The sequence below is a fragment of the Desulfovibrio sp. MES5 genome (genome assembly GCF_002237645.1).
Taxonomy (GTDB): Bacteria; Desulfobacterota; Desulfovibrionia; order Desulfovibrionales; family Desulfovibrionaceae; genus Desulfovibrio.
This window is the reverse complement of record NZ_MJUZ01000052.1, coordinates 42,834-68,058: the sequence shown is the minus strand read 5'-3', so window position 1 is coordinate 68,058 and position 25,225 is coordinate 42,834. Positions and strand designations below refer to the sequence as shown.

Here is a 25,225-nt window from a genome sequence, read left to right as displayed (position 1 = left end):
GGGATGTTCTTTTACGTGCGCTTGGCCGTTACAGCTTGGGGCTGCCGATGGCAGGCAGGGCTTCTTCCATGCTGTGACCAAGGGCCAGCAACTGCGCTTCGGCAAAGGGCTTGCCGATGAGTTGCATGCCCACGGGCATGCGGCTTTCCGCGCCAAGGCCCACCGGCAGTGAAAGGCCGGGCAGGCCCGCCAGGTTCAGGGACAGGGTGTAGGCGTCCATGAGATAAATCTCAAGCGGGTCTGCGGTATTGCTGCCCAGGTCGCTGGCGGTGACGGGCGACACCGGGGCCAGCAGCGCGTCGCACTGGTCAAGGGCCGCCAGCAGTTCGTCGCGGATAAGGCGGCGCACCTGTGCGGCCTTGCGGTAATAGGCGTCGTAATAGCCGGAGGAAAGAACGTAGGCTCCAAGCATGATGCGGCGTTTGACTTCCTGTCCAAAGCCCTCGGTGCGGCTGCGCACGTAGAGTTCTTCAAGGTTTTTTATGTCAGCGGCGCGGTGGCCGAAGCGGACGCCGTCAAAACGGGCCAGGTTGGAGCTGGCTTCGGCCATGGCGATGATATAGTAGGTGGCAATGGCCGCATCCGTATGGGGCAGGCCCACTTCCACAAGTTCAGCGCCGTTGTCCCTGGCTGTCTGCATGGCGGTTTCGCAGGCGGCACGAACTTCCGCGGACAGCCCTTTGCCGTAAAACTCGCGGGGAACGCCCAGGCGCGCGCCCTTGAGGGGGCGGCTGTCGAGATTGGCCGTGTAGTCTTCAGCGGGGCGCGGGTCGCAGGTGTTGTCGCGGGCGTCCGGCCCGGCAATGGCGGTAAGAACGCGCGCGCAGTCGGTAACGCTGCGGGTCAGCGGCCCCACCTGATCCAGAGACGAGCCGTAGGCGATAACGCCGTAGCGTGAAACGCGGCCATAGGTGGGCTTGAGGCCCACGCAGCCGCAGAACGCGGCGGGCTGACGTATGGAGCCGCCCGTATCCGTTCCCAGCGAGGCAAAGCACTGGCCGGAAGCCACCGAGGCTGCGGAACCGCCGCTGGATCCGCCGGGAACCTTGTTGACGTTCCAGGGGTTGCGGGTGGTCTGGTAGGCCGAGTTTTCCGTGCTGGAGCCCATGGCGAATTCGTCCATGTTGGCCTTGCCCAGAATGACGGCTCCGGCTTCACGCAGTTTTTGCACCACAAAGGCGTCGTAAAAAGGGGTATAGCCTTCCAGTATGCGCGAGCCGGAGGTGGTGGGCATGCCCTTGGTGGAAAGGGCGTCTTTAACCGTGACAGGCACGCCCCACAGAGGACGCGAAGCGTCGGGGCCAGCCTTGTCCAGGGCGGCGGCCGTTGCCAGGGCGTTTTCAGCGTCCACATGCAGCAGGGCGGCCAGTGCTGGCTCGGTGGCGGCCACGCGGTCAAGGCAGGCGGCGGCCACTTGTTCGGCGCTCAGTTCTTTTTTTTGCAGCGCCTGGGCCACAGCCGTGAGGGAGAGGGAGCATATGTCGGTCATGGGTATTCTCAAGTGTTCCGCTTACGGTATTTGCGCGAATACAAACAGGTCTCCGGGAGTACGCATGCTCCGGGAGCGGGGCTTTTGGGCAATCTTGCCATGCGGGCTGCCAGGAAGCCGCCCTTCTGCGGCGGCGTGCCCGCTTGCCGCAACTGCCGTGCCGTAACTGTTGCGAATGGCCGTTCTCAACGCCAATCCGCCTGGAGCAGTTTATGAATGAAACGAGTTAACTGTTCTGCAAGGATTTTTCTGAAAATCCCTGCCACGAAATGCGAGTAGGCAGGTTTTTGCCCGCCGTGCATGAGCATTTAAAGTGTTAAATGCTCTAGGAAAGCACTGATTAAAGAGCCTCTTGGAAACGCGCAGTTGTTTCGTTTGGCAAGGCGCGCTCTTTTTTTGAAGCAGGAGTGGACTTTTCCGTCCTCGACTGTTTCAAAAAAAGTGAAGCAACGCCGCCAAACGGAATAAATCAGCGTTTCCCTAGACGATGCGGGGCACCATGAAGTATTCGCCGTCAGCCTCGGGGGCATTGGCCAGCACTTCCTGACGGGTGCGCACATGGGCGGCCACGTCTTCACGCGCGGCGGACGTATGATGCGCCGGGCTGTACAGGGGTTCAACGGCGCTGGTGTCCACCTTGGCGAGCACATCCATATAGCCGAGGATGTCGCCCAGTTGCCGGGCAAAAAGCTCCTGCTCCTGCCCGCTCAGACTGAGCCGTGAAAGTTGGGCCATGTGGGCCACTTCTTTTGAACCGATGCCTTTATTCTCTGCCATTATGAAGTCCTTTGTCGGCCCGGCGGCGTTTTGCTCGCCGGGCCAAAGATGGTGTTCTAGAGGTGTGAGGGCAGACTGAGCTTGTACGAGGGACGCGGCGTGGTGCCGATGGGCTGGAGCGTTGGCTGTTGTTGCCCCTCGGCTGGCGTGACGGGATTGCCCGCCGCATCCACAGGGGGCAGGCCCTGCATGCGCAGCGCGGACTGCTGCAGGATATTGCTGTGGGTCTGGCGGAAGTCTTCCAGAACAACGGGCACCATGCCTGAGGACGACACGCCGAAGATGAAGAGCTTCTGGTGTGCCACGCCGGCATTGTCCCAGGTGATGGGAGCCATGCCCCAGACCATCTGCGAGGCGCGCTGCACGCGGGCGGTGATTTCCGGCGAGCTGAGGCGCGTATCAAGACCGAGGCTCACGGCAAAGCGGGTGAAATCATAGCCAAGAGCCGTCCAGAAGTCCGAACCGGGCGCTTGCAGGGCGCGAGGAGCGCGGGCGGCGTTCCACGCGGCGGGAAAGACCGCGAGGGCATACTTTTCAGGCATGTTCACGACCTTGCCGGAGAGCCCCTGCTCCCACAGCGTGGTGCCGAGCAGCACCAGGCGGTCTTCGCCATTATAGAGCAGGCTTGTGGTCAGCATCTCCATATTCTTCCACGAATCGGGAAGAAACAGGGCTTCAAAGGCTGTCTGCGGCACGGGGGTGCTGCTGCCTTCAGGCGTTTTTGCATTGATGAGGGGCGCGACAGCGGTACTCCACGATGTGGAGTCTCCCGGATTATACGAGGCTTTTTGCAGAGCCATGTTGCGCTTGTAGAGGCTTTGCTCCAGAAGGCCCGTCATGCGCGCGCCGTAAGCGTCGCTGGGGTAGAAGGCCCCGTAGCTGCGTATGTTCAGGCCGTCGGACGCAAAGCCGATGAGCGCGTCGATCTGGTCCTGGGGACTGGGGAAAAAGCGCCACGCGCGCGTGCCTTCGTCGCCCTGTTCAAGGGAGGGAAGAAAGGTGAAGAGCGCGCGTTCGGTGGTGACGCCCGCGTTGCGGGCCTGCGCGTAATTGGAGGCCTGAAGGGGGCCGCCCACCACGGTGCAGGACGGCGGCAGGGCTTTGAGTTTTTGCAGCCAGTCAGCAGCGGATGTGTTGATTATTTCAAGGCGCATGTTCACGCCATTGGCAGCCATTTCCTTTTGGGCCATCTGAGCGCCCTGGCGGATTTTGCTTCCAATGGGCGCATACGGCCCGGAAGAAGGCAAGGCCAAAGCCACGCAGGTTCCGGGGCCAGCAACCGGTTTGGCTGGGGCCACGGGAGCGCCCTGCCCGCTGAAAGGCATCTTGCAGGCGCTGAGGCTGCCGAGCAGCAGGAGCGCCAGAAGGCCAAGCGTCAGGCGCGCGAGGGCGCGGCTATACGTCGTGGATGTACGCACTGTATCCTCCGACAGGATAGGTATTATACGGGCGCTTGTTATGCCCGCAAAAAGCAAAAGGTCTGGCTCACAGGGAGCCAGACCTTTTTAGTACAGTGGAGGCATTGAGGCAAGTTCACCCAGGTTCGCCCAAGTCCGGGCGCGGCCCGCCTCGCCGTCAGGCTGGCAAACCGCTTGGCCGCCGGTGGGCGCGGGCGCGAACGCCCGCAGCCGGAACCGGTCGGCAAACCTGGTGAAACACTGCTGTCAGCAGCTTCTGGCGTGCTTATTTCTTCACTTCGGTGTAGTCGGCGTCCACCACGTCGTCCCCGGCATTGCCGTGGGACTGGCCTTCAGCCGCGCCCGCCTGCGGGCCGGGCTGGCCGCCCGTCTGCTGGGCCTGCTGCTGGTAGAGCTGCTCGGCCAGCTTGTGGGAGGCCTTGGCGAGCTCGTCCGTGGCGGCCTTGATGGCAGCGGCGTCTTCGCCTTCCATCAGCTTGCGCAGGTCGGCCATCTTGGTTTCAATATCGCTCTTCACCGTGGCGTCAGCCTTGTCGCCCAGGTCGGCCAGGGACTTTTCAGTACCGTAAATAAGGCTGTCGGCATGGTTGCGGGCTTCAATAAGCTCCTGCTTCTTCTTGTCTTCGTCGGCGTGGGTTTCAGCCTCACGCACCAGCTTCTGGATGTCGTCTTCGGACAGGCCGGAAGAAGCCGTGATCTTGATGGACTGTTCCTTGCCGGTGCCCATGTCCTTGGCGGACACGTTGACGATGCCGTTGGCGTCGATGTCAAAAGACACTTCGATCTGCGGCACGCCGCGGGGCGCCGGGGGAATGCCCGTAAGGTCAAAGCGGGCCAGGGTCATGTTGTCGCCAGCCATGGGACGTTCGCCCTGGAGCACGTGGATGGACACCGAGGGCTGATTGTCCGAAGCCGTGGTAAAGACCTGGCTTTTGCGCGTGGGGATGGTGGTGTTGCGCTCGATAAGTTTGGTGAACACGCTGCCCATGGTTTCAATGCCGAGGGAAAGCGGGGTCACGTCGAGCAGCAGCACGTCCTTCACGTCGCCGCTGAGGATGCCGCCCTGGATGGCGGCGCCCATGGCCACCACTTCGTCAGGGTTGACGGAGCGGTTGGGCTCCTTGCCAAAGAACTTGCCCACAACCTGCTGCACCAGGGGCATGCGGGTCATGCCGCCCACGAGGATGACCTCGTCGATCTGGCTGGCGGACATGCCGGCGTCGGCCAGGGCCTTCTTGCAGGGCTCGATGGTGCTGTCCACGAGGTCGCCCACAAGGGATTCCAGCTTGGCGCGGCTGATCTTCATGAGCATGTGCTTGGGGCCGTTCTGGTCAGCCGTGATAAAGGGCAGATTGACCTCGGTTTCCATAGAGGTGGAAAGGTCTTTCTTGGCCTTTTCAGCGGCTTCCTTCAGGCGTTGCAGGGCCATGCTGTCCTTGGACAGGTCAATGCCGTTCTCTTTCTTGAACTCTTCAACCAGGAAGTTGATGACGCGCTGGTCAAAGTCTTCGCCGCCGAGGAAGGTGTCGCCATTGGTGGCGCGCACTTCAACAACGTTGTCGCCCACTTCCAGAATGGAAATATCAAACGTGCCGCCGCCAAGGTCGAAGACCGCGATTTTCTCGTTGGCCTTCTTGTCCGCGCCGTAGGCCAGCGAGGCGGCCGTGGGCTCGTTGATGATGCGCTTTACTTCAAGACCGGCGATGCGGCCCGCGTCCTTGGTGGCCTGACGCTGGGCATCGTTGAAGTAGGCCGGAACCGTAATGACGGCTTCGGTAACGGTTTCACCCAGGTACGCTTCGGCGTCGGCCTTCAGCTTGGCCAGGATCATGGCCGAAATTTCAGGCGCGCTGTAGGTGCGACCGTCCACCTCAACACCGGCGTCGGCATTGGGGGCTTTGACGATGGCATAGGGGCTGTGCGCCTTCCAGCGGTCAACCTCAGGGCTGTCAAACTTGCGGCCCATGAGACGCTTGATGGCGAAAATGGTGCGCGTGGGATTGGTAACGGCCTGGCGTTTGGCAATATCGCCCACAAGGCGTTCCTTATCCGTAAAAGCCACCACGGAAGGGGTGGTGCGGCCGCCTTCAGGATTGGTGATGCATTTGGGGTCCTTGCCCTCCATGACGTAAACGCAGGAGTTGGTAGTACCCAGGTCAATACCGATAATTTTGGACATATGGTGATCCTCCTCGGGGAAAGCTTTTCTCGTGTAGTTTCGCGCAGCGACCGGGTCGCCCTCTGGGCCGCTCAGAACGGCGCGCGCGACAAATTCTGGCAGATGGCTAACCAACTGCGAGCTATATGTAAGTCCTTCTGGCGGGTCGTCCAGAGCATTGCCGAAAAAAAACAATAAAAAGTGTGCGCTCGGGCGGCCAGGAGGGGGGCGATTTTGCCTCAACTTTGTATTTGACCTTTCTTTCTCAATCTTGTTAGTGAATTAATTAACTTAACTGTGTCACGGCAGACACATAACCAGGAGGAGTTAAAGTGAATATCGGCAGACGTGATCTTATCTGCGGCCTTGGCGGGCTCGCAGTGGGCGGAGCTATGCTCGGATTGGGCGGTGCTGAAGCCAATGCTGCGGGGCAGACGCAGCAGGCAGCGGGCCGCTTTGACCAGGTTGGAGGAGCCTTTGGTTGGACGCCCCACAAGCTCGACCCCAAGGAATGCGCAAAGGTGGCCTATGAGGGCTACTGGCACAAGGGCTTCGGCTGTGGATTTGGAACTTTTTACAGTATAATCGGCCTGATGGGCGAAAAATACGGCGCGCCGTACAATCAGTTTCCCTTTGCCATGCTTGAGGCCAACAAGGGCGGCATCTCCGACTGGGGCACCATTTGCGGCGCTCTTTACGGAGCAGCGTCCAGCTTTTCGCTGTTCTGGGATCGCAAAGAAGTGCGCCCCATGGTGAACGAGCTGTTCCGCTGGTATGAAGTAACCAAACTGCCCGTGTATAATCCCGGCGACGCGGCCCAGGGCTTCAAGGGCGAACAGCCCATGAGCGCCTCGGATTCCGTGCTTTGCCACATTTCCGTGTCCAAATGGTGTTATGAAAACAAGGTTGAGGCCGAAAGCAAGCAGCGTAGCGAACGCTGCGGCCGCCTCACTGCGGACACTGCCTTCAAGGCAGCGGAAATCATCAATGCCAAGATCGACCAGGGCAAGGATTTCAAGGGGGCCTTCCCCATGCAGAAATCTGTGACCTACTGTGGCGAGTGCCATATGACCAAGGGCAACGATGCCAACTGGGCCAAGGGCGTCATGGACTGCACCCCTTGCCACAGCGGCACGTCCGCCACGCAGAACAAGTTTGTGAATCATCCCTAGTGCCGAAGGGATGATGGATTGAGTGCCGGGGCCGTCGGCAAACGGCCCTGACAAATGAACATGGGGCGGCCTTCCGTACGGAAGGTCGCCCTCATGTTTTTGCAGTGCGCATGGGGCGATACAGGTCTGAAACCGCTTTGGCGGCCATGACAGGCTGCGCTCACGCAGGACTTTGCATCATGAAATTTCTCGTTGCGTGCGGCGCAGTATGGGAAATGGGGTAAAATTCACATAGTGATGTTGCTCTTTTGGACGCAATGGAGCAACTAGCCTCTGAAAAAGGTCAAACGCCCTGCTGCTGCATGAGAGGGCAGCGCGCCGCAATGTGGCGCGTATTCAGCCGAAAACCGCATTTTTTGTTGCATGACAAATTTACGGCGCCACACTTCAAAGGTAATCTGATCTGACCTGAAAGGCGGGGCGAAAAACGCTTGGGCCCAAAAACAAGCAACATCCGCCGGAAATTTCCAGCGGATGTTGCTCGTGGGCGTATGCCCGAATTTGCGTACAGGGCGCAGCCTGACGCCAAGTGTGGGCCGTTCTGCGACGCGGCCTGTTATGCCCGCACGGCGTGCGTTTTTGATTCCGCTTCTTCGGCGAGGGACTGTTGCTTGTCTTCCTGGCGGATGACGTCCAGGATGCCCGTGACGACGCTGACCTGCCCGGCCATGTCGCTGACCTGACGCGCGGCCAGATCCATAGCCTCGGCGATGTGGGCGCTCAGGGTGTTCACTTCAGCGATGTTACGGTTGATTTCTTCAGAAGCGGCGGACTGTTCCGTGGCTGCGGCGGCAATGGCCGAAACGCGCGAACTGGAGTCGCCAGCGAGGTTTGAGATGCGCTCAAGCGACTGGCCGGATTCTTCGGCCATACGGCCCACTTCCTCAATGGACGTCACGGTGCCGTCCACAGTGGTGGAGCTTTTGCCGGTGCCTTCCTGAATGGTGGCAATGGCGGTTTCCACCTCGCGGGTGGCGCTCATGGTTTTTTCGGCCAGTTTACGCACTTCGTCGGCCACCACGGCAAAGCCGCGTCCGGCCTCGCCCGCGCGGGCAGCCTCAATGGCGGCGTTGAGCGCCAGCAGGTTGGTTTGGTCGGCAATGTCACGGATGAGCGTAAGCACTGTGCCGATGTCCTTGGCCTGCTTGTCCAGGTCTGCCATGTCGCCCTTGAGCCCACTGGACTGCTGCTGCACGCTCTGCATGCGCTGTATGGTGCGCAGCACTATGCCCGCGCCGTCCTGAGCATGCCCCTGCACCGAGGTGGCGGCGTCAGCCGCGCCTTCGGCGTTGTGGGCCACTTCAAGAACCGTGGCGTTCATCTCGTTCATGGCCGTGGCGGTTTCTGCCATGCGGTCGGCGGCTATGCCGGCCTTGTCGCGCACATCGCCCAGCGAGGCATTGAGGGTGTCGGCCGCCTTTTGCAGATGTGAGACCACGTCCTCAAGCTGCGTCACGGTGGACATTCTGGCCTGATGCGCGGCAGCGGCGGCCTTTTTTTCAAGAAGTACTTTTTCGGTAATGTCTTCGCCTATTTCCACATGCCCAATGGTTCTGCCCTGTGAGTCTTTCAGGTAGTCCAGCATGATCTGCATGGTCTTGCCGTTGGGCATGTGATTGATGACTCTCTTGTTGCCAAGGCGGAGCTGCTCAATGCCGCATTCGGGCGTGTTACAGATGTTGCCCTGCTTTTCAGAGCAGTGCTTGCCCACCACGTCTGACTGACAGGTTTTTTGCATGCTTCCGAGGGCATTGGCATTGCAGAACGTCCAGACCATGTCGTTGTCCGTGACGGAAATGGAAAGGGGCAGGGTATTGAGTATGCTCTCGTACCAGTGGGCCTGATCCTCAAGCTTTGACACCATGATGCGCAGGGATTCGGCCAGGTGGCCAAGACAGTCTGTACGATACACGTCAAGTTTGGCGTCTTCGCGTCCGGCGGAGACGGCTTCGGCGAACAGCACGCATTTTCGGATGGGCGAAAGCCAACTGTTGATAAGTGCGGCTCCGACCGCAGCAATGGGCACCACCACGGCCATGCCGCCGAGCAGTGATTTCCACATCAGCGCCGAAGAAAAGCCGTCGCCTATAACCAGCTTGAAGCTCACAAGCATGGCGGTACAGGCCAAAACAAGACATATGATGAAAAAGAGGATCATGCGAAGGCTGAGGGTCAGATTCATACGGTTTATCCTTGAGTGCCCGTTACCGGTAGTCACAGGTTGGGGAGGAACGGTCAGTGGCGCCTGTGAAGCGGTGCGGTGTCGTACGGGCTGCCCACCGATTCAGCCCGAACTGTAATGTTGCCCCATTACCAGAGAGTTTTTTGTACCCAGAACTACAGTTAAAGTTTGATTTTCCGCATGCCTGCCTCTCCTTCGCCGTGCGAAAGGCCACAAACCTGGAGATCTGCGTTTCGCCTGGGCATTCGGCAACAAAATTTAATTATGGGTTATTTAAAAATAGGGTAAAAAAGTAATGGCCGCAAGTGTCAAAGCATACATCCTGAGCAATAAGCAAAGGTTTTTGCCATGCGCATACTGAACCTATCGGATATGTTTCAAAAAAAATTATAGCATGTCAGTTGTCGGCATGAGTTTTTATATTAAAAACAAACAGGGGTCTAACCAAGAAGCGTTGTCAGCGCCATGACAAGGCAGACCCCGCAAATACAGGAAACCGAGGCTGCGTTGCCGTTGCCGGAGGCGTTGGCCTCAGGAATAACCTCCTCAAAGACCACATAAATCATGGCGCCAGCGGCAAAGGCCAGGGCTACGGGCAGTATGCCCGCAGTCACGCCTGCGGCCAGAGCGCCGGGCACTGCCCCGATGGGCGCGGTCACGCCGGAAAGCATGCCGTAGAAAAAAGATTTTTTGGCCGTGTAGCCTTCAGCCCGCAATGCGGTGGAAACAACCATGCCCTCAGGCAGGTTTTGCAGCATGATGGATACGGTGAGCACCAGGGCCGTACTCATGCCGAGGCTTTCAATGTTGCCGAGCATGGCGTTTTCAGCGGCGGCCGCGCCGTAGCCCACGCCGATGGCAAGCCCCTCTGGGATGTGGTGCAGGGCCATGGCCGTCACCAGAAGCACGCTGCGCCTCCAGCTGGTGGAAATGCCTTCGGTGGTGCCCTGAACCAGATGCAGGTGCGGCAGGGCGCGGTCAAGCAGCAGAAGAAAAGCCGCACCCAGCAAAAGGCCGAAAACCACAGGCACAAAACCAAGGCGGCCCATATGCCCGGCCATTTCCATTGCGGGTTGCAAAAGACCAAAAAAAGCCGCGCCCAGCATCATGCCGCCAGCCGCGCCGAGAAGGCAGTCCATAGCCTTACGCGAAAATTCACGGCGGGTGAAAATAAAGGCGGCTCCCAGAGTTACCGAAAGCCAGGAGAAGATGCCCGCCACAAGGGCTTGCGCCAATGGGTGCAGAATAATGGATTGAACGGAAGAGCTGGCCAGTTCCATCTGGACCTCCCGATTGTCGAGAAGATATTTTTGGAAGGAACGCTGCGGGCGAACGCCGAAGCGCGAGAAGTTGGAGATGTCAGAGCCTTTTTACCGGGGTAATGTCACCAGGCGTTTCCGCCTGCGGTCTTGTCGTCATCTGTGCTGATGGCCACGGGACTGTTGCCGTCAATATGCCGTCTTCGGTCTGTCGCCATCTGGGCTGCCGCCGCCGCCATTCTCAGGCTTGCCGCTGGCTGCCGAAAAAAAGTGTCGCCGGGCGCTGGCGCGGCCACGCGCCGCATCCCGCTATCGAAATCTGCACGTCGCAATCGGAGCGCCGCAAGGGCGCGTAGTGTCAAAGCGTCCTGCCCAGGACTGTGCGAGAGCCTCTCTGTGAAGCCCTCTGCGCGGGTTCTGTGCGAGGCCTTTGCGCGAGGCTTTACGGTAAGGTCTTTACGCGAGGCTTTACGTAAGGTCCTGGCGGTACTGCAGGGACTGCCGCAGGGTTTCCTTGTCCATATACTTTACCTCGGCTCCCAGGGGGATGCCCTGGGCGAGGCGCGAAATCCGCACCTGCGGAAAGCGCTTGGACACCATCTGCCGTATGAAGGTGGCCGTGTTCTCGGCCTCAAGGGTCGCGCCGAGGGCCAGGATCAGTTCCGTAATCTCGCCTTCTTCAAGGCGGCGCACCAGCCTGTCGGTATCAAGGCTTTCAGAATCCACACGGTCCAGCGGGGCCAGCAGCCCCCCCAGGATCATGTACTGGCCCCGGTAGAATCCGCCCTCGTCAATGGTCAGCATGCTGTCCCACTCGGTGACAAGGCAAAGCGTGTCGCGGGTGCGCTCGGCATCGGCGCAGACGGGGCAGGGGTCTGTGGACGAGAGGCCCCCGCAGCGCGAACACAGGTGCAGATTGTCACGCAAATCGTGAATGCCCCGGCCAAGGCGGCGCGTTTCGGCCTCAGGCCACTTGAGCAGCACCATGGCCGCGCGCATGGCGGATTTGGGGCCAAGGCCCGGCAGGCGCGCAAGCTGCTCTACCAGGGCCTTGAGCGGTTCTGGAATGCGTTTGTTCATGAACCTAGAAAAGACCGGGCAGCTTGATGCCGCCGGAAATGTTGCTCATTTCGCGGTCCATGGTCTCACGGGCAATGCGTCCGGCCTCGTTGACAGCCGCAAGGATGAGGTCCTGCAGCATTTCCACATCGCCGCCTTCCAGAGCCTTGGGGTCAATGGTGATCTTGCGCAGTTCCTGCTTGCCGGAGACCTCGGCCTTGACCATGCCGCCGCCGCTGGTGGCCTCATAGCTGTGTTCGCCCAGTTCCTGCTGGAGTTTGGCGATCTTATTCTGCATGACCTGCGCCTGGCGCAGGATGTCATTCATGTTGCGCATGAGATTCTCCTTAAATATTCAAGTGGTTAAGGCCTAATATGGTGGCGCTGAAGTCCGGCGCACGGTGCTGCCGCCTTGCAGGGCAGGCTGCTGGGTTTCGCCGGACGGGCTGCTGAACATCGTGATAACTCAAGGCATGTTGACGGTTTTTACGTCAATATGCCCGCGACGGGCAGACTGTGCCGTCTGTCGCAATATTTCATGGGTTCCACCGAAACCCGCGCTTGGCCGGGGGCTGGTTTTGAACCGCACAGCATTTCAACCTCTATCTGCTCTGGAAGCAAAAACCTGCTTTGCAAAATCCTCAAAAAAATCTCCGCTTCTGGATTCCGAACCCGGCAACAGGTCGAAAAAACAGTTGGGGATCTCTCTTGACTTGAGGTTTTTGCTGATACATGGCGCGCACCCTTTATCGTGTTTGGTGGGATGCAGGGGGCAGTCCATTTTTTTGCACGAACAGAATGGGCTTATGTTGTTCATGCCGTCTCCTGAGCTATGTTGTATACAAGCAAGATGTCCGTCTGCTCCACGAGCAAGGCAGCATCTGCTTGATGGCTGCCCCGTATGCTTTCGCCGTCTATCTTTGCAGCGGGTAGTCGCGACGAGGCGGCGTCATTGCCGTATGTGGCCCAGCAGCGTGCGACAGCCGGGGCAAAGCCTGAGAAAAATTCCGAAACGTTGCAGCCGCCGTTGAGGGCTGCGTCGCATGCCTGCCAATATCACTATTCTATGGGGCGGCAGCCCTTCAATGAAGCGTTGAGCACCTCAAGGCAGGGTTGCAGGGCCTCTTTACGGCTGAATTCCGCGATAAGCTCGGCTTCGGGCCGGTGCGGCTTGGGCGGCACGATTTCCACCCGCGTATCCGCCGCGCCAAATGCAGCCAATGCCGCATACAGCGCTTTGCCCTGTTTTTCAAGCTGGTTCAGCTGGGTTTCTGTCCTCGGTTGCAACCGTAGCGTGTCGTCCTGCCACTGCACGCCGATTCCGCGAAGGGTATACGGCGCAGGAGCGGGACGGGCGGCTGCCTGTTCTGCAATGCAGAATTCATAAAAATCCTGCCAGTTGCGGCTGGCGCCATTTGCCGACTTGGGCGCAGGAGCCGCTGGAGTTGCAGTTTCGCCGGCGTGCCCGGCGCTGTCCCAGGGAATCCCGCCGGAGGAGCCAGCCCCGGCTGCACTGCCAATATCCGCCTCAATATCCGCATCCGTATAGGGCGGAACGCCCCATGCGCCGTCGGCGTCGTCACCCCACGGGGCGTCGTCTTCCTCCGGGGCGGCGGACTGGTTCGGCGTTGGGGCCGTGCTGTTTGGCGCGCCTGAGGCGCTGCCTTTGCCATTGCTAAAAACGTTGCTCTGTGAAGGGCTGCCTGCGGCAGGATCAGAGCCTTCGGCCTCATCCCCGTCAGCGGCAGGGCCGGGCGCCGTGGCAGCGTCACGCGGGCGCGCCGGGCTTCTGCCCGCGTTCTGCGCGGCGTAGCCGTTGCGGGAAGCTTCGCCCCCGGCATGGGGCGGCTGCGATGCCGCGTGTCCGACAGGCTGGCTTGCAGGCTGCTGACTGGCGGCGCGGGACGCCGTGGCTGCGGCTTGCGCCTGGCCTGCGGGCTCCCCGGACGGCTGGCCCGATGCGTGGCCCAATGCCTGACCTGAAGTCTGGCCCGATGTCTGGCCCGATGATTGCCCTGAAGTCTGGCCAGACATTTGCGCGGGCGTCATCTGCGCGGGCGTCAATTGGCCCACGGGCAGCAGCTGCGGCAGCAAGGCCAGATTGAGCAGCAACAATTCAAGGGCCGCCGCCGGTTCCGGGCTTTGCACAATGCCGCGCTGCGAATCGAGCGTCATTTGCCATGCGGCGTGCAGGTGCGCGGTGGAAAAACGCGGCGCAATGCTTTGCCACTGGGCGGCTTCGTCAGCGGGCAGGCGTAGGCTCGGCAGCATGGCCTCGCCGCCCTGGCGCAAAAGAAAAAGATTGCGCAGGTTGCCCGCCAGTTCGCGGATGAAAAATCCTATGTCCACGCCCTGCTGCAATATCTGGCCGCAGAGGTCGGTCACGGCTGCGCAGTCCTGCGCGTGCAGGGCCGAAAAAAGATTGCCGAACATTTCCTGCCCGGCCAGACCGAGCACCTGCCGTGTGGCGGCTGCCGTCAGTTCCGCCCCACCCAGGGCCAGGGTCTGGTCCAGCAAGGACATGCTGTCGCGCACGCTGCCAGCGGCACGGCGGGCCAGCAGGCGCACGGCGCTTTCTTCAAAGTTGACGCCTTCTTTGCGCAGCACGCCAGAAAGATGCTCCACCAGCGCGTCTTCGCCCAGATGGCGAAAAACAAAATGCTGGCAGCGGCTCACGATGGTGATGGGGAATTTGTGCGCTTCCGTGGTGGCGAAGATGAAGACCACGCGCTCCGGCGGCTCTTCCAGCGTTTTGAGCAGGGCGTTGAAGGCGTTGCGCGTGAGCATGTGGGCTTCGTCGATGATGAAGACCTTGTAGCGGCCTTCCATGGCGGCGTAGCCGATGGTTTCGCGCAGGGAGCGGGCGTCTTCGACGCTGTTGTTGGAAGCGCCGTCGATTTCGGTGACGTCCACATGGATGCCCTGCGTGATTTTGCGGCACTGGGCGCACTCATTGCAGGGTTCCGGGCCGGGCGCGTGCTCGCAATTGAGGGCCTTGGCGAAAATGCGGGCTATGGTGGTCTTGCCCACGCCGCGAGTGCCGCTCAGAAGATAGGCGGCGGCAGGCCTGTCCTCGGCTGCGGCGCGAGAAAGGACGGCCTTGACCATGTCCTGTCCCGCCACCTGGGCAAAGGTCTGGGGGCGGTAGCGCGATGCGAGGGAAAGATGCTTCATGAGTTTTTGCGGGCGCGCCCGGCAGGGCCGGGCGCGCCGTGATACCTAGACTTTATAGTGGTGCAGCCAGCTGGCGTACTTGGGATTTTCGCCCTTGACGATCTTGAAGTACTCGGTCTGCAGGTGCTTGGTCACAGGCCCGGCGTGACCCACGCCGATCTGGCGGTGGTCCAGTTCGCGAATGGGGGTGAGTTCAGCCGCAGTGCCGGTAAAGAAGGCCTCGTCGGCGATGTACAGTTCATCGCGGGTGAACTGCTGTTCTTCCACCACATACCCGAGATCCCTGGCCAGCTTCATGACGGAATCACGGGTGATGCCGCCGAGAATGGACGTCCAGGGCGTGGTCTTGATGACGCCGTCGCGCACGATAAAAATATTTTCGCCAGTGGCTTCGGAAACGTAGCCGTTGGTGTCCAGCATGACGGCTTCGTCATAGCCTTCGTCCTTGGCTTCCACCTTGGCGAGGATGGAGTTGATATAGTTGCCGGAGGCCTTGGCCTTGGACATGGTGGTGTTCACATGGCTGCGGGCAAAGGTGCTGGTCTTGATGCGGATGCCCTTTTCAAGGGCTTCAGCGCCAAGGTAGGCTCCCCAGGGCCAGACGGCCACAATGGTCTGCACCGGATTGTTGCCGGGGTAGACGCCCATTTCGCCGTAGCCCACAAAGGAGAGCGGACGCACGTAGCCTTCTTTCAGTTCGTTGGCTTCGAGGGTTTCGACACAGGCGGCTACCAGTTCCTCGGCGGTGAGGGAAAGGTTCATGCGTAGAATCTTGGCGGAGTTGAGCATGCGCTTGCAATGGTCTTCAAGGCGGAATACGGCGGAAGTGCCGTCGGCACAGGCGTAAGCCCGGATGCCCTCGAAAATGGCGCTGCCATAGTGCAGGGCATGGGTGAGCACGTGAACCTGAGCCTGATCCCAGGGAACCATTTTGCCATCAACCCAGATGTACTTCATCTTTTGCATGCTGTCCTCCGCAAGCCTCTTTGTAGGGCGGTCCCATTGGCGGCGCACGTGGCTGCCTGAGGCCGCAAGAGCAAAAATTTACTGTAAAGCGTCGCGTATGGCAAGCAGTAGGCCAGGGTGGCACAGGTTTCAAAACAGCCAGCGCGGGGCCGCTGGCGAAAGCTCTGGCCCTGCGACAAGGCATGCCGTATGCTGGCCCCGGCCTTTTGGCGTTAGGGCAATTTCACTTTGAAATTGCCCTAGCGGCTGCGCGAGCAGACGCCCGCCGCAGAGGCGCAAACGCTATTTATTTGCGCGGTTAAGCGCCGTAGCGGGTGTCTTGGAAGCATTGAGAATGGATATTCTCAATGCGAAAATGCTCTAAAGGAATGACACGACATGAATCAGAAGTATGGCGCAAACGCGCCCGCAGGGCAGGTTTTTTTGCTGGGCATAGATGCCGGAGGAACCCATACCGACGCGGTTCTTCTTGTGCAATGCCCGGACGCATCTGAAGACCACGCGGCTTCGCCTTCGTCGCAGGCAAAGGCTGACCCAACGGCTAGGCTGCCGCGCGTGCGCCTGCTGGCTGCGGCCAAAACGCGCACCAAGCATGATGATTTGCCCGCTTCGGTGCGCGAGGTGCTGCACGCCCTGGCCCGTGCCCTGGATGACGATGCCGCCGCCCGCGCCCTTGGGGGGGCGAGCCTTTTGGGCTGCGTCAGCCGCGTCACCCTTGGGGCCACGCTGGCGGTCAACGCGCTTGTGCAGGACAAGGCCGATGTTGTGGCCCTTGCCCTTTCCGCCGGGCCGGGGCTTGATCCCCGGCGTTTTGCCCTGGGGCGGCATGTATATGTTGTTCCCGGCGGGCTCGATCACAGGGGCACGGAAGTCAGCCCGCTCGATGTCAGCGGCCTTGAGGCGCAGGCTGCCCGCTGGAGCGCAGAGGGCGTCACCGCCGTGGCCTGCGTGGGCAAATTCTCGCCGCGCAATCCGGCGCATGAGCAGAGGATGGCGCAGGCCCTGAGCCGCGAGAGCGCCGCGTCCGCCACAAACAGCCCCAATGTCGCGTCAAACGACGCACTAACTGAAGCGCCAGATGTAACGCCTGGCGCGTCTTTTTCCGTCACCCTGGGGCACAAGCTTTCTGGGCGGCTCAATTTTCCCCGCCGCATCGCCACGGCCTATTTCAATGCCGCCGTGCAGCGTCTGCACTCCAACTTTCTGGACGCTGTGGAAAGCGCGCTGGCAGAGTCCGGAGTGCGCGCCGCCGTGCGTCTGCTCAAGGCTGACGGCGGGGCGGTGCCCCTGAGCCTTTCACGGCGTGAGCCCGTGCAGTCGGTTCTTTCCGGCCCGGCCGCCAGCGTTATGGGCGTGCTGGCCCTGTGCCCGGCCGCCCGTGAAGGCTGCGCTCTGCTGCTGGACATAGGCGGCACCACTACGGACATGGCCCTGGCGGTGGACGGATCTCCCGTGGTGGACAGGGAGGGCATGATCCTTCAGGGACGGCGAACTCTGGTGCGCGCCCTTGCCTCGGTTTCCATCGGCGTGGGCGGCGACTCCCTTGTGTCTGTGGACGGTCACGGAGCTGCAGCCTCGGTACGGGTGGGGCCGCTGCGTCAGGGGCCAGCCATGGCTTTTGGCGGCACGAGTCCGACCCTGCTGGACGCGCTCAATACACTGCACAGCGCCCCGCATGCGTCAGGACTCGGAACAGGCGCGGTTATGGGGGATGCCCAGACCAGCTCTCTGGCGCAAGAACTACATGACGGGCGGACTGACGAACTGGCTGGCAAAGTGGCTGGTAAAGCGGCTGGCGAACTGGCCACGGATATGTCCCCAGGTATGGCTGGAAATATGGCTGACGAACTGGCTGGCACGCTGGCCGGAAACGTGGGGGCCTCCCTGTCCGGCATGGAGGCGCTGGCGCGGCAGTGCGGCCTCGAGCCCTGCGTTCTGGCCCGCAAGGCTGTGGACAACGCCCTGGATCAGATCCGCCGCGCCGCCGATGCACTGGCGGAGGCCGTGAACGCCCGGCCCATTTATACGCTAGCGGGTCTGCGGGCCTTGGAGGAGGCGCGACCTGTTCGCGCCTGGCTGGTGGGCGGCCCGGCGGCCTGCATGGGGCCGCATCTGCCCGCGGCTCTGGGCATGCCCGTGGACTGCCCGCCCCATACGGCTGTGGCCAATGCCGTGGGCGCGGCCCTGACCCTGCCCACCGACGCCGTGGAAGTTTACGCCGACACGGGTTCCGGCCTTTTGCGGGCCCCGGCGCTGGATCTGACGGAAAGAGTCCGTAAGGGATGCAGCCTTGACGCCCTTGGCGAGCGGGCCAGGGAGCTTTTGCTCCAAAGGCTGGAGCAGGCAGGGGCGGAAGGGGCCGCCGTGGAAATCACCGAGGCCGAGAGCTTCGCCACGCTGGACGACAACGGCTTCGGCAGCAGGGACATGCGCGTCGTGTGTCAGGCTGTGCCCGGTCTGGCGGGGCTGGTATCGGGCTAGACAGTGCCGTCACGAGGGCCTTTCCAGTTATTTCTGCGTCGGACTTTGAAATTTGAAACGCTTTGTGGGGGAGGAACCCTCTTTAGACCAGATTACCTTTGAAATGTTTCACATTTCAAAGGTGTCATTCTGCCGAAAATGCGATTTGCGGTAGCCGTTAGCGAGTCTTTACCGCTTACGGATAGCGATGGCCATCGTAGACTTTCCGTTCAATTAACCAATTGCTGTCTTTGTCCGTAGCTTCCTTCGTCGCAACGGCTAAAGCTCGGCAGAATCCACGCCACGTTGTGGCGCGCTGCGCTCTCGTGCAGCGTTAAAGCATTTAACGTTATTCAAAGGTTAAATACTTTTAAAAAAGGTCTCCTCCCCCACGGCCCCACCCCCTAAAACTTTTATGGTATTTTAGTATGGTACGACGAATGTTTGATTGGGAGTGGAGACGCTGCGGCATGGCAACGACGGCGTAATCCTGCGGCAGGCCTAACCGCCCCCGCAGGGCCGGGCATGTCGGGCACTGACGGAGCCCCGCCAACCGCCCCTTGAAAAGCATCCATATACGCCATACTATCGCGCTCCAAAGAAATTTGCCCGGGGCCATGCCCGCCGGGCGTGCGAGTGCCAATGTCATGCAGATAGTTCTTTATGAGCCGGAAATTCCCCCCAACACGGGAAATGTCGCCCGGCTCTGCGCCGCCACCGGCGTGACGCTCAACCTGATTGAACCCCTGGGGTTCAAGCTTGAAGACCGCTACCTCAAACGCGCGGGGCTGGACTACTGGCCCAATGTGCGCCTGAACGTCTGGCCCGACTGGCGGACCTTTGCGGAAAAATCCGGCGCAGGCGGCGCGGGCGGGCGGCTGGTGTTCACCTCGGCCAAGGCTTCTGAAAAGAGCGCGGCTGTGCACCATTTTGCCTTCGAGCCTGACGATTTTTTGGTTTTCGGGCCTGAAACACGCGGGCTGCCGCAGGACATTCTGGCCCTTTCGCCATACCGCGTGCGCATTCCCATGCTGGAAGGGCGCGTGCGCAGCATCAACCTGTCCACATCTGCGGGCATTGTGCTGTATGCGGCTCTGGCCCGCGCGAACCTTATGGAGAACTGGACGTGAGCCTGCCCCACGGGCTGGCCCTTGTTTTCCCCTGGTCCGTGTGGGAGTGCTGGTGGCTGGCCCCTGTGGCCCTTGTTCTGGATTTATGGCTCGGCGATCCCGCCCTGCCCTGGCGGCATCCTGTCTGCCTTGTGGGCAAAGCGCTCGACTGGCTGGAGCGCCCCGCGCGGCGCTTTATGCTGGCGCAAGGGGCCGGGCACGAACGTGGCCGGGGCAGACTGGCCGGAGCGCTGGCCCTGCTGGCGCTGGTCGCCTGCACGGGATTTGCCGTCTGGGCGGCTGTGTCTTTGCCCATAGCGGGCCTGCTGGCTGCCGTCTATCTGGCCTGGGCCGGGCTTGCCATGGGCAGTCTGCTGCAAACGGGGGAACGTGTGCTGGAAAGGGTGGAGAGGGCTTCTGAAGCCGAGGCCCGCCAAGCGCTTTCATGGCTGGTGAGCAGGGACACCAGCGCCATGGATCGCCCGCTCATGCGCAAAACGCTGGCCGACACGCTTTCTGAAAATCTTACGGATGCCTTTACCGCGCCGTTTTTCTGGCTGCTGGCAGGCGGGCCTGTGGCGCTCTGGTGTTACAAGGCCGTGAGCACCACGGATTCCATGTGGGGCTATGTGACGGAAAAGTGGCGCTGGCTCGGCTGGGCCGGGGCGCGGGCCGACGATGGGCTGGCCTTTGTTCCCGCGCGTCTGGCTGCCCTGAGCGCGGCGCTGGTTCACGCTCTTTTTTTGCTGCGGCAAAGGCTTGAGGCGGCATGCCCTGCGGGTGCCCGCGATGGTGCCCCTGCGGGTGGCCCAGATGGTGCCCGTGAAAGTGGCCGTGATGGCAAGCCGACCGACATAAGGGGTGGCGCGGCGCGTGAGGGAGCAAGCGGCACGGGCCGCAGCGCCGGGCAGCCGCAAAAAAGCGCCGCCGCACCGTGCGCGGTTGTTCTGGTACGGGCGCGAGCGCGCCTGTCCTCATGCCTGTCCTCATGCAGGGCCGCATGTTTGGTCACGTCCTGGGCCAGATACTGCCCCGGCCGTTGGTCCGGTCACTGGCCTGGCCTGGCCGTGGTGGCCCGTCAGGCTTCGGGCATGCCCAGCCCCAATTCGGGTTGGCCCATGACGGCCTGCGCATGGTTGTGCGGGGCGCGTATGGCCGGGCCTTCAGTCTATTTTGGTGAACTGGTCGACAAGCCGTGGCTCGGGCCGCCTCCGGATGGGGAGCAGCCCGGCGCGTCTTACGCCGTGTGGGACGCCCCACGCCTGCTGGCCTTGTGCGATCTCTTGCGGCAAAGTGCTCTTTATGGCGGTCTGGTTCTGTGGGCCCTGACCCTTGTGTGCCTTCTTATTTTCTGAGGCTCTGTTCATGCTTACAATCGTTCTGTATTTGGTGTCGTTGTTGGTGGGTTTTCTGGTGGGCATAACCGGGGTCGGGGGCATACTTATTCCGCCTGCTCTTATCCTGTTCAGCGGGCAGGAAACCCACATGGCCATGGGCACGGCCCTGGCGTCATTTTTGCCCGTAGGCGTGGTGGGTACGGTCATGTACCGCCGCCTGGGGCATATCGACTGGTACAAGGCCCTGCCCTATATGGCGGGCAGTCTGGCCGCATGGCCCGGAGCCCTGCTCAACGCCATGCTGCCCGCCGGGCCTCTGGTGGCCATGTTGGCCTGCATCATCATGTTTGCCGGACTGTGCGCCCTGCGTCCCCCAAAGCCGGGAAGCGGCAGCGTGTTCTGGCAGAGCGGCAAGGGCTTTTTCTGCATCGGGGCCATAACGGCCCTGCTGGCTGGCCTGACCGGCGCTGGCGGCCCCGTGGTGTCCATCCCCTGGATGATCATAGCCGGGGTTTCACCCATGACGGCAGTGGGGCTTGCCATGCCCTACCAGGTGACTACGGCCCTTTTCGGCACCATTGGCAACGTGACCGACGGCCATGTGGATTTTGCCATACTGCCGTATATCTGCCTTATGGCCCTCGTGGGACTCTTCGCGGGGATAGCCGTGACCAGGCGCATCCCCACAGAGGTGCTGCGCAAGCTCATTGGCGGCCTGTGCTGCGGGCTCGGGCTGTTTTTGCTCTTGCGCCTGCTGCTCAGTTGACGTAGGAAAAATTATGAATATCGCCGCCATATTCATCCGCCGCCCCGTAGCCACGGTGCTGCTTATGCTCGGCATGCTATTTTTCGGCATGACGGGCTACAAAAACTTGCCCGTCAACCATCTGCCCAATGTGGATTTTCCCACCATTCAGGTCATGGCAGACCTGGCAGGAGCTGACCCGGAAACCATGGCGGCGTCCGTGGCCACTCCGCTGGAAAAGGAATTCTTCACCATTGCGGGCATTGATTCCATTTCTTCGGTCAACTCCACGGGCCGAACCCGCGTCACCATACAGTTTGCCCTTGACCGCAATATCGACGCGGCGGCTCTGGACGTGCAGTCGGCCATCGGTCTCGCCCAGCGGCGCATGCCCGCCAGCATGACCACGCCGCCCAGCTTTCGCAAGGTCAACCCGGCAGACATGCCCATACTGTACCTGCGGGTTTCGTCTTCAACCCTGCCCCTGTACGCCCTCAACGAATATGCCGACACGCTCATAGGGCAAAGGCTCTCAATGGTGGAGGGCGTGGCCCAGGTGGTGGTGTACGGGCAGAAAAAGTACGCCGTGCGCGTGCAGCTTGACCCGGACGAGATGGCCTCGCGCGGGCTTGGCATTGACGAAGTAGCCGACGCCGTGGCCGCCGCCAACAGCATGCTGCCCACGGGCGCGCTGGAGGGCGAGCAGAGAGCCAGCGCCATCAAGTCCTCCGGGCAGCTGCTCAACGCCCGCGCCTTTCAGGATACGGTGGTGGCCTATCGCAACGGCGCGCCCGTACGGCTGAGCGATATCGGGCAGGTGGTGGACAGCGTCAAGCAGGACAAGCAGATCACCTGGGGCAACGGCGGCGCGCCGGGCATTACCCTGGCCGTGGAACGCCAGCCAGGCACCAATACCGTGCAGGTGGTGGAAGCCATCCGCGCGTTGATGCCGGGCCTTGAGCGCCAGCTGCCGCCGTCCGTATCGCTGGAAATTTTTTACGACCGTTCAGAATCCATCCGTCACTCCGTGGCGGATGTTAAGTTTACGCTGGTGCTCACCGTTTTTCTGGTTGTGCTCGTGATCTTTGTTTTTCTGCGCAACCTGCCCGCCACGGTTATTCCCAGCCTCGCCCTGCCCATGTCGGTCATATCCACCTTTGCGGTCATGGCGGTACTTGGCTACAGCCTGGACAACCTCTCGCTCATGGCGCTTACCCTGGCCGTGGGCTTTGTGGTGGACGACGCCATCGTCATGCTGGAAAACATCGTGCGCCACCAGGAGATGGGCAAGGACCCGCTCACTGCGGCCTACGACGGCTCGGCGGAAATCGGCTTTACCATCGTGTCCATGACGGTTTCCCTGGCTGCGGTTTTTATCCCTGTACTCTTTATGGGCGGCATCGTGGGGCGTTTGTTCAGGGAGTTCGCCGTGGTCATCATCGCGGCCATTCTGGCTTCGGGCGTGGTGTCGCTCACGCTGACGCCCATGCTCTGCGCCTACTTTCTCAAGGCGCACGGCGTGCACAAGGCTGGCCCCAGCGCGGGGCAGGGCCTGTATGGCTGGCTTGAGCGCGGTTTTGACCGCCTGAACCTTCTGTATGCCCGTTCTCTGGACGTTGTGCTGCACCACCGCCTGAAAACGCTGATGGCCTCGCTGGTTCTGCTGGCGCTCACGGTCTGGATCGGCATGGCCATGCCCAAGGGCTTTCTGCCCGTGGAAGACCTGGGCATGCTTGTGGCCAGCACCGAGGCGGAGCAGGGCGTATCCTACGAGGGCATGGTCAGCGCGCAGCGCAGCCTTGACCCCTTGCTGGAGAAAAACCCCAACCTGTCCATGTACAATTCCATTGTGGGCATTGTGGGCGGCAGCCCCAGCATGAACAACGGCATCTTGCTTATGCCCCTCAAGCCCCACGACCAGCGGCCCGGCATCGAGCAGGTGGCGGAGCAGTTGCGGCGCGAACTCAATATCTCGCCCTCCATGCGGGTATTTGTGCGGGTGCCCCCGGCCATCAACCTGGGCGGGCGTTCGTCCAAGGCGCTGTATCAGTACACGCTTTCCGGCCCGGATATGGAGGACCTCTATGACAGCGCCCAGAAAATAGAAAACGCCCTGCGCGCCCTGCCGCAAATACAGGACGTGAACAGCGATCTGCAGCTGAAAAACCCCGAACTGCGCGTTTCCATTGACCGTAACCGCGCGGCGGCTCTTGGCGTCAGCCCGCATCAGATAGATCTGGCGCTTCAGTCGGCCTACGGCTCGCGTGAAATATCCACCATCTACGCGCCCACTAACGACTACACGGTTTTTGTGGAGTTGCAGAAAAAATTTCAGCAGGACAGTTCGGCCCTGTCGCGCCTCTATGTGCGCGCCGCCAACGGCAATCTTGTGCCTCTGGACACCCTGGTCAAAATGGAGCCGGGCGTGGGGCCCATTGCCGTGAACCACAACGGCCAGTTCCCCTCGGTGACCATTTCGTACAATCTGCGCCCCGGCGTGTCGCTGGGGCAGGGGGTCGCCGCAGTCGAGGCCGCCGCCCAGCCGCTGCTGCCCGACACGGTGAGCGCCGAATCCCAGGGCACGGCCCAGGCTTTTCAAAGCTCGCTGACGGGCATGGGCTGGCTGCTGGTGCTGGCCATCGTGGTCATCTATCTGGTGCTGGGCATCTTGTACGAAAGCTTCATCCATCCGCTGACCATTCTTTCCGGCCTGCCCTCGGCGGGCTTCGGCGCGCTGGGCACGCTCTGGCTGTTCGGCATGGACCTGAACCTCTATGGCTTTGTGGGCGTGATCATGCTGCTTGGCATCGTGAAGAAGAACGCCATCATGATGCTGGACTTCGCCCTTGAGGCGCAGCGCCATAATCCGGACATGGAACCGTTGGAGGCCATCACGCGGGGCTGTCATGTGCGTTTTCGGCCCATCATGATGACCACGGTGGCGGCGCTGATGGGCGCTCTGCCCATTGCCATCGGCGTGGGCGCCGGGGCCGAGGCCCGGCGGCCCCTTGGCATGGCCGTGGTGGGGGGATTGTGTTTTTCGCAGATTGTGACGCTCTACATTACGCCCGTTTACTATTACTATATGGAAAAGCTCTCGCGCGCCCTTGGCAAACGTTGGGGCGGACGGTTTCATAAGAACGCGAAGACTGGCGGAGTAGGGGCTGGCACAGGCGGCGGCACTGCCAGGGCAGAGGCGGGCGGCACGGCCGCATAAGACGGGCCTGGCGCCTTGGCCGGATCTGACGCCCTCCATAAAGCCAGGGCCGCCAGGGGCTTGCCGCACAATCTGGGGTAGAGGGCTCTACGCCGTTGGCGCAACGCGCGCATGTGTGTATTTATACCGTTACGGCCCGTCGCGATGACGGCAGGCCGCACCAGCGGCCCTGCGGACATTCAGGCCATGGTTGCGGCCACGTCGGCTGGCCTGAAAAACGTTTGGCCGCGCACCTGCCAGGGCCTTTCAAGGTGAGCCTCTCTGAAATTTGCCGCGCAAATCGGCCAGAGCGTTTTACCTTTAAAATAGCACATGCTTTGACTCTGCGCGAGAATGCAGCGCGGCGCAGCGTGGATTCTGCCGAGCTTTAGCCGTTGCGACGAAGGAAGCTACGGACAAAGACAGCAATTGGTTAATTGAACGGAAAGTCTACGATGGCCGCCGCTGCTTTAGCCGTTGCGACGAAGGAAGCTACGGACAAAGACAGCAATTGGTTAATTGAACGGAAAGTCTACGATGGCCGCCGCTGCTTTAGCCGTTGCGACGAAGGAAGCTACGGACAAAGACAGCAATTGGTTAATTGAACGGAAAGTCTACGATGGCCGCCGCTGCTTTAGCCGTTGCGACGAAGGAAGCTACGGACAAAGACAGCAATTGGTTAATTGAACGGAAAGTCTACGATGGCCGCCGCTATCCGTAAGCG

At 61.2% G+C, this 25,225-nt stretch carries 17 protein-coding genes; 6 read left to right on the top strand and 11 right to left on the bottom strand.

All coding sequences use genetic code 11. The features are described 5' to 3' along the window. Nucleotides 1-28 precede the first annotated feature (28 nt). From gatA to dnaK, 4 genes are all read right to left on the bottom strand, one after another. Nucleotides 29-1,489, bottom strand: coding sequence for an Asp-tRNA(Asn)/Glu-tRNA(Gln) amidotransferase subunit GatA (gene gatA, locus BCS36_RS13955; RefSeq protein ID WP_291303450.1), 1,461 nt, complete (start codon nt 1,487-1,489; stop codon nt 29-31). Nucleotides 1,490-1,969: 480 nt separating this feature from the next. Further along, entirely contained in the window at nt 1,970-2,266 is a 297-nt protein-coding gene (gatC, locus tag BCS36_RS13950; RefSeq protein ID WP_291303449.1) for an Asp-tRNA(Asn)/Glu-tRNA(Gln) amidotransferase subunit GatC, read from the bottom strand. A 56-nt stretch (nt 2,267-2,322) separates the two neighbouring features. Next, complete coding sequence (locus tag BCS36_RS13945; RefSeq protein ID WP_291303448.1) at nt 2,323-3,684, bottom strand: hypothetical protein; 1,362 nt, start codon at nt 3,682-3,684, stop codon at nt 2,323-2,325. Between the two features lie 265 nt (nt 3,685-3,949). Further along, nucleotides 3,950-5,863, bottom strand: a complete 1,914-nt coding sequence (gene dnaK / locus BCS36_RS13940; RefSeq protein ID WP_291303447.1) for a molecular chaperone DnaK — start codon at nt 5,861-5,863, stop codon at nt 3,950-3,952. A 311-nt stretch (nt 5,864-6,174) separates the two neighbouring features. Here dnaK and BCS36_RS13935 point away from each other — a divergent pair, with 311 nt between their 5' ends. Continuing rightward, nucleotides 6,175-7,014: a C-GCAxxG-C-C family protein gene (locus BCS36_RS13935; protein WP_291303446.1), complete on the top strand. Its 840-nt coding sequence runs from the start codon at nt 6,175-6,177 to the stop codon at nt 7,012-7,014. A gap of 556 nt (nt 7,015-7,570) precedes the next feature. Here the strand turns inward: BCS36_RS13935 and BCS36_RS13930 are convergent. The 7 genes from BCS36_RS13930 to BCS36_RS13900 all read right to left on the bottom strand — a co-directional run bounded on the left by BCS36_RS13930 (nt 7,571) and on the right by BCS36_RS13900 (nt 15,654). Beyond that, a complete protein-coding gene (locus BCS36_RS13930; protein ID WP_291303445.1) occupies nt 7,571-9,196 on the bottom strand; it encodes a methyl-accepting chemotaxis protein in 1,626 nt (541 codons plus the stop codon). 440 nt (nt 9,197-9,636) lie between these two features. Then, on the bottom strand, nt 9,637-10,476 hold the full coding sequence (locus BCS36_RS13925; protein ID WP_291303444.1) for a ZIP family metal transporter: 840 nt from the start codon (nt 10,474-10,476) through the stop codon (nt 9,637-9,639). A 447-nt stretch (nt 10,477-10,923) separates the two neighbouring features. Next, entirely contained in the window at nt 10,924-11,535 is a 612-nt protein-coding gene (gene recR, locus BCS36_RS13920) for a recombination mediator RecR (protein ID WP_291303443.1), read from the bottom strand. Nucleotides 11,536-11,539: 4 nt separating this feature from the next. After that, on the bottom strand, nt 11,540-11,851 hold the full coding sequence (locus BCS36_RS13915; protein ID WP_291303442.1) for a YbaB/EbfC family nucleoid-associated protein: 312 nt from the start codon (nt 11,849-11,851) through the stop codon (nt 11,540-11,542). Nucleotides 11,852-12,109: 258 nt separating this feature from the next. Continuing rightward, nucleotides 12,110-12,331: a DUF6485 family protein gene (locus tag BCS36_RS13910; RefSeq protein WP_291303441.1), complete on the bottom strand. Its 222-nt coding sequence runs from the start codon at nt 12,329-12,331 to the stop codon at nt 12,110-12,112. A gap of 242 nt (nt 12,332-12,573) precedes the next feature. Next, nucleotides 12,574-14,688, bottom strand: coding sequence for a DNA polymerase III subunit gamma/tau (gene dnaX / locus BCS36_RS13905; protein ID WP_291303440.1), 2,115 nt, complete (start codon nt 14,686-14,688; stop codon nt 12,574-12,576). 45 nt (nt 14,689-14,733) lie between these two features. Further along, nucleotides 14,734-15,654 carry a branched-chain amino acid transaminase gene (locus BCS36_RS13900; protein ID WP_291303439.1) on the bottom strand — a complete coding sequence of 307 codons (921 nt, stop codon included), beginning with the start codon at nt 15,652-15,654 and terminating at the stop codon, nt 14,734-14,736. Between the two features lie 378 nt (nt 15,655-16,032). Here BCS36_RS13900 and BCS36_RS13895 point away from each other — a divergent pair, with 378 nt between their 5' ends. The 5 genes from BCS36_RS13895 to BCS36_RS13875 all read left to right on the top strand — a co-directional run bounded on the left by BCS36_RS13895 (nt 16,033) and on the right by BCS36_RS13875 (nt 24,522). Next, complete coding sequence (locus BCS36_RS13895; protein WP_291303438.1) at nt 16,033-18,135, top strand: hydantoinase/oxoprolinase family protein; 2,103 nt, start codon at nt 16,033-16,035, stop codon at nt 18,133-18,135. Between the two features lie 626 nt (nt 18,136-18,761). Further along, nucleotides 18,762-19,244 carry a tRNA (cytidine(34)-2'-O)-methyltransferase gene (locus BCS36_RS13890; RefSeq protein ID WP_291303437.1) on the top strand — a complete coding sequence of 161 codons (483 nt, stop codon included), beginning with the start codon at nt 18,762-18,764 and terminating at the stop codon, nt 19,242-19,244. Next, nucleotides 19,241-20,578 (top strand): CobD/CbiB family cobalamin biosynthesis protein, encoded by a 1,338-nt coding sequence (locus BCS36_RS13885; protein WP_291303436.1) that lies wholly within the window; start codon nt 19,241-19,243, stop codon nt 20,576-20,578. The genes BCS36_RS13890 and BCS36_RS13885 overlap by 4 nt, the downstream gene beginning before the upstream one ends. A gap of 10 nt (nt 20,579-20,588) precedes the next feature. Then, nucleotides 20,589-21,326: a sulfite exporter TauE/SafE family protein gene (locus BCS36_RS13880; RefSeq protein WP_291303435.1), complete on the top strand. Its 738-nt coding sequence runs from the start codon at nt 20,589-20,591 to the stop codon at nt 21,324-21,326. 13 nt (nt 21,327-21,339) lie between these two features. Further along, a complete protein-coding gene (locus BCS36_RS13875; RefSeq protein WP_291303434.1) occupies nt 21,340-24,522 on the top strand; it encodes an efflux RND transporter permease subunit in 3,183 nt (1,060 codons plus the stop codon). Nucleotides 24,523-25,225: the final 703 nt, after the last annotated feature.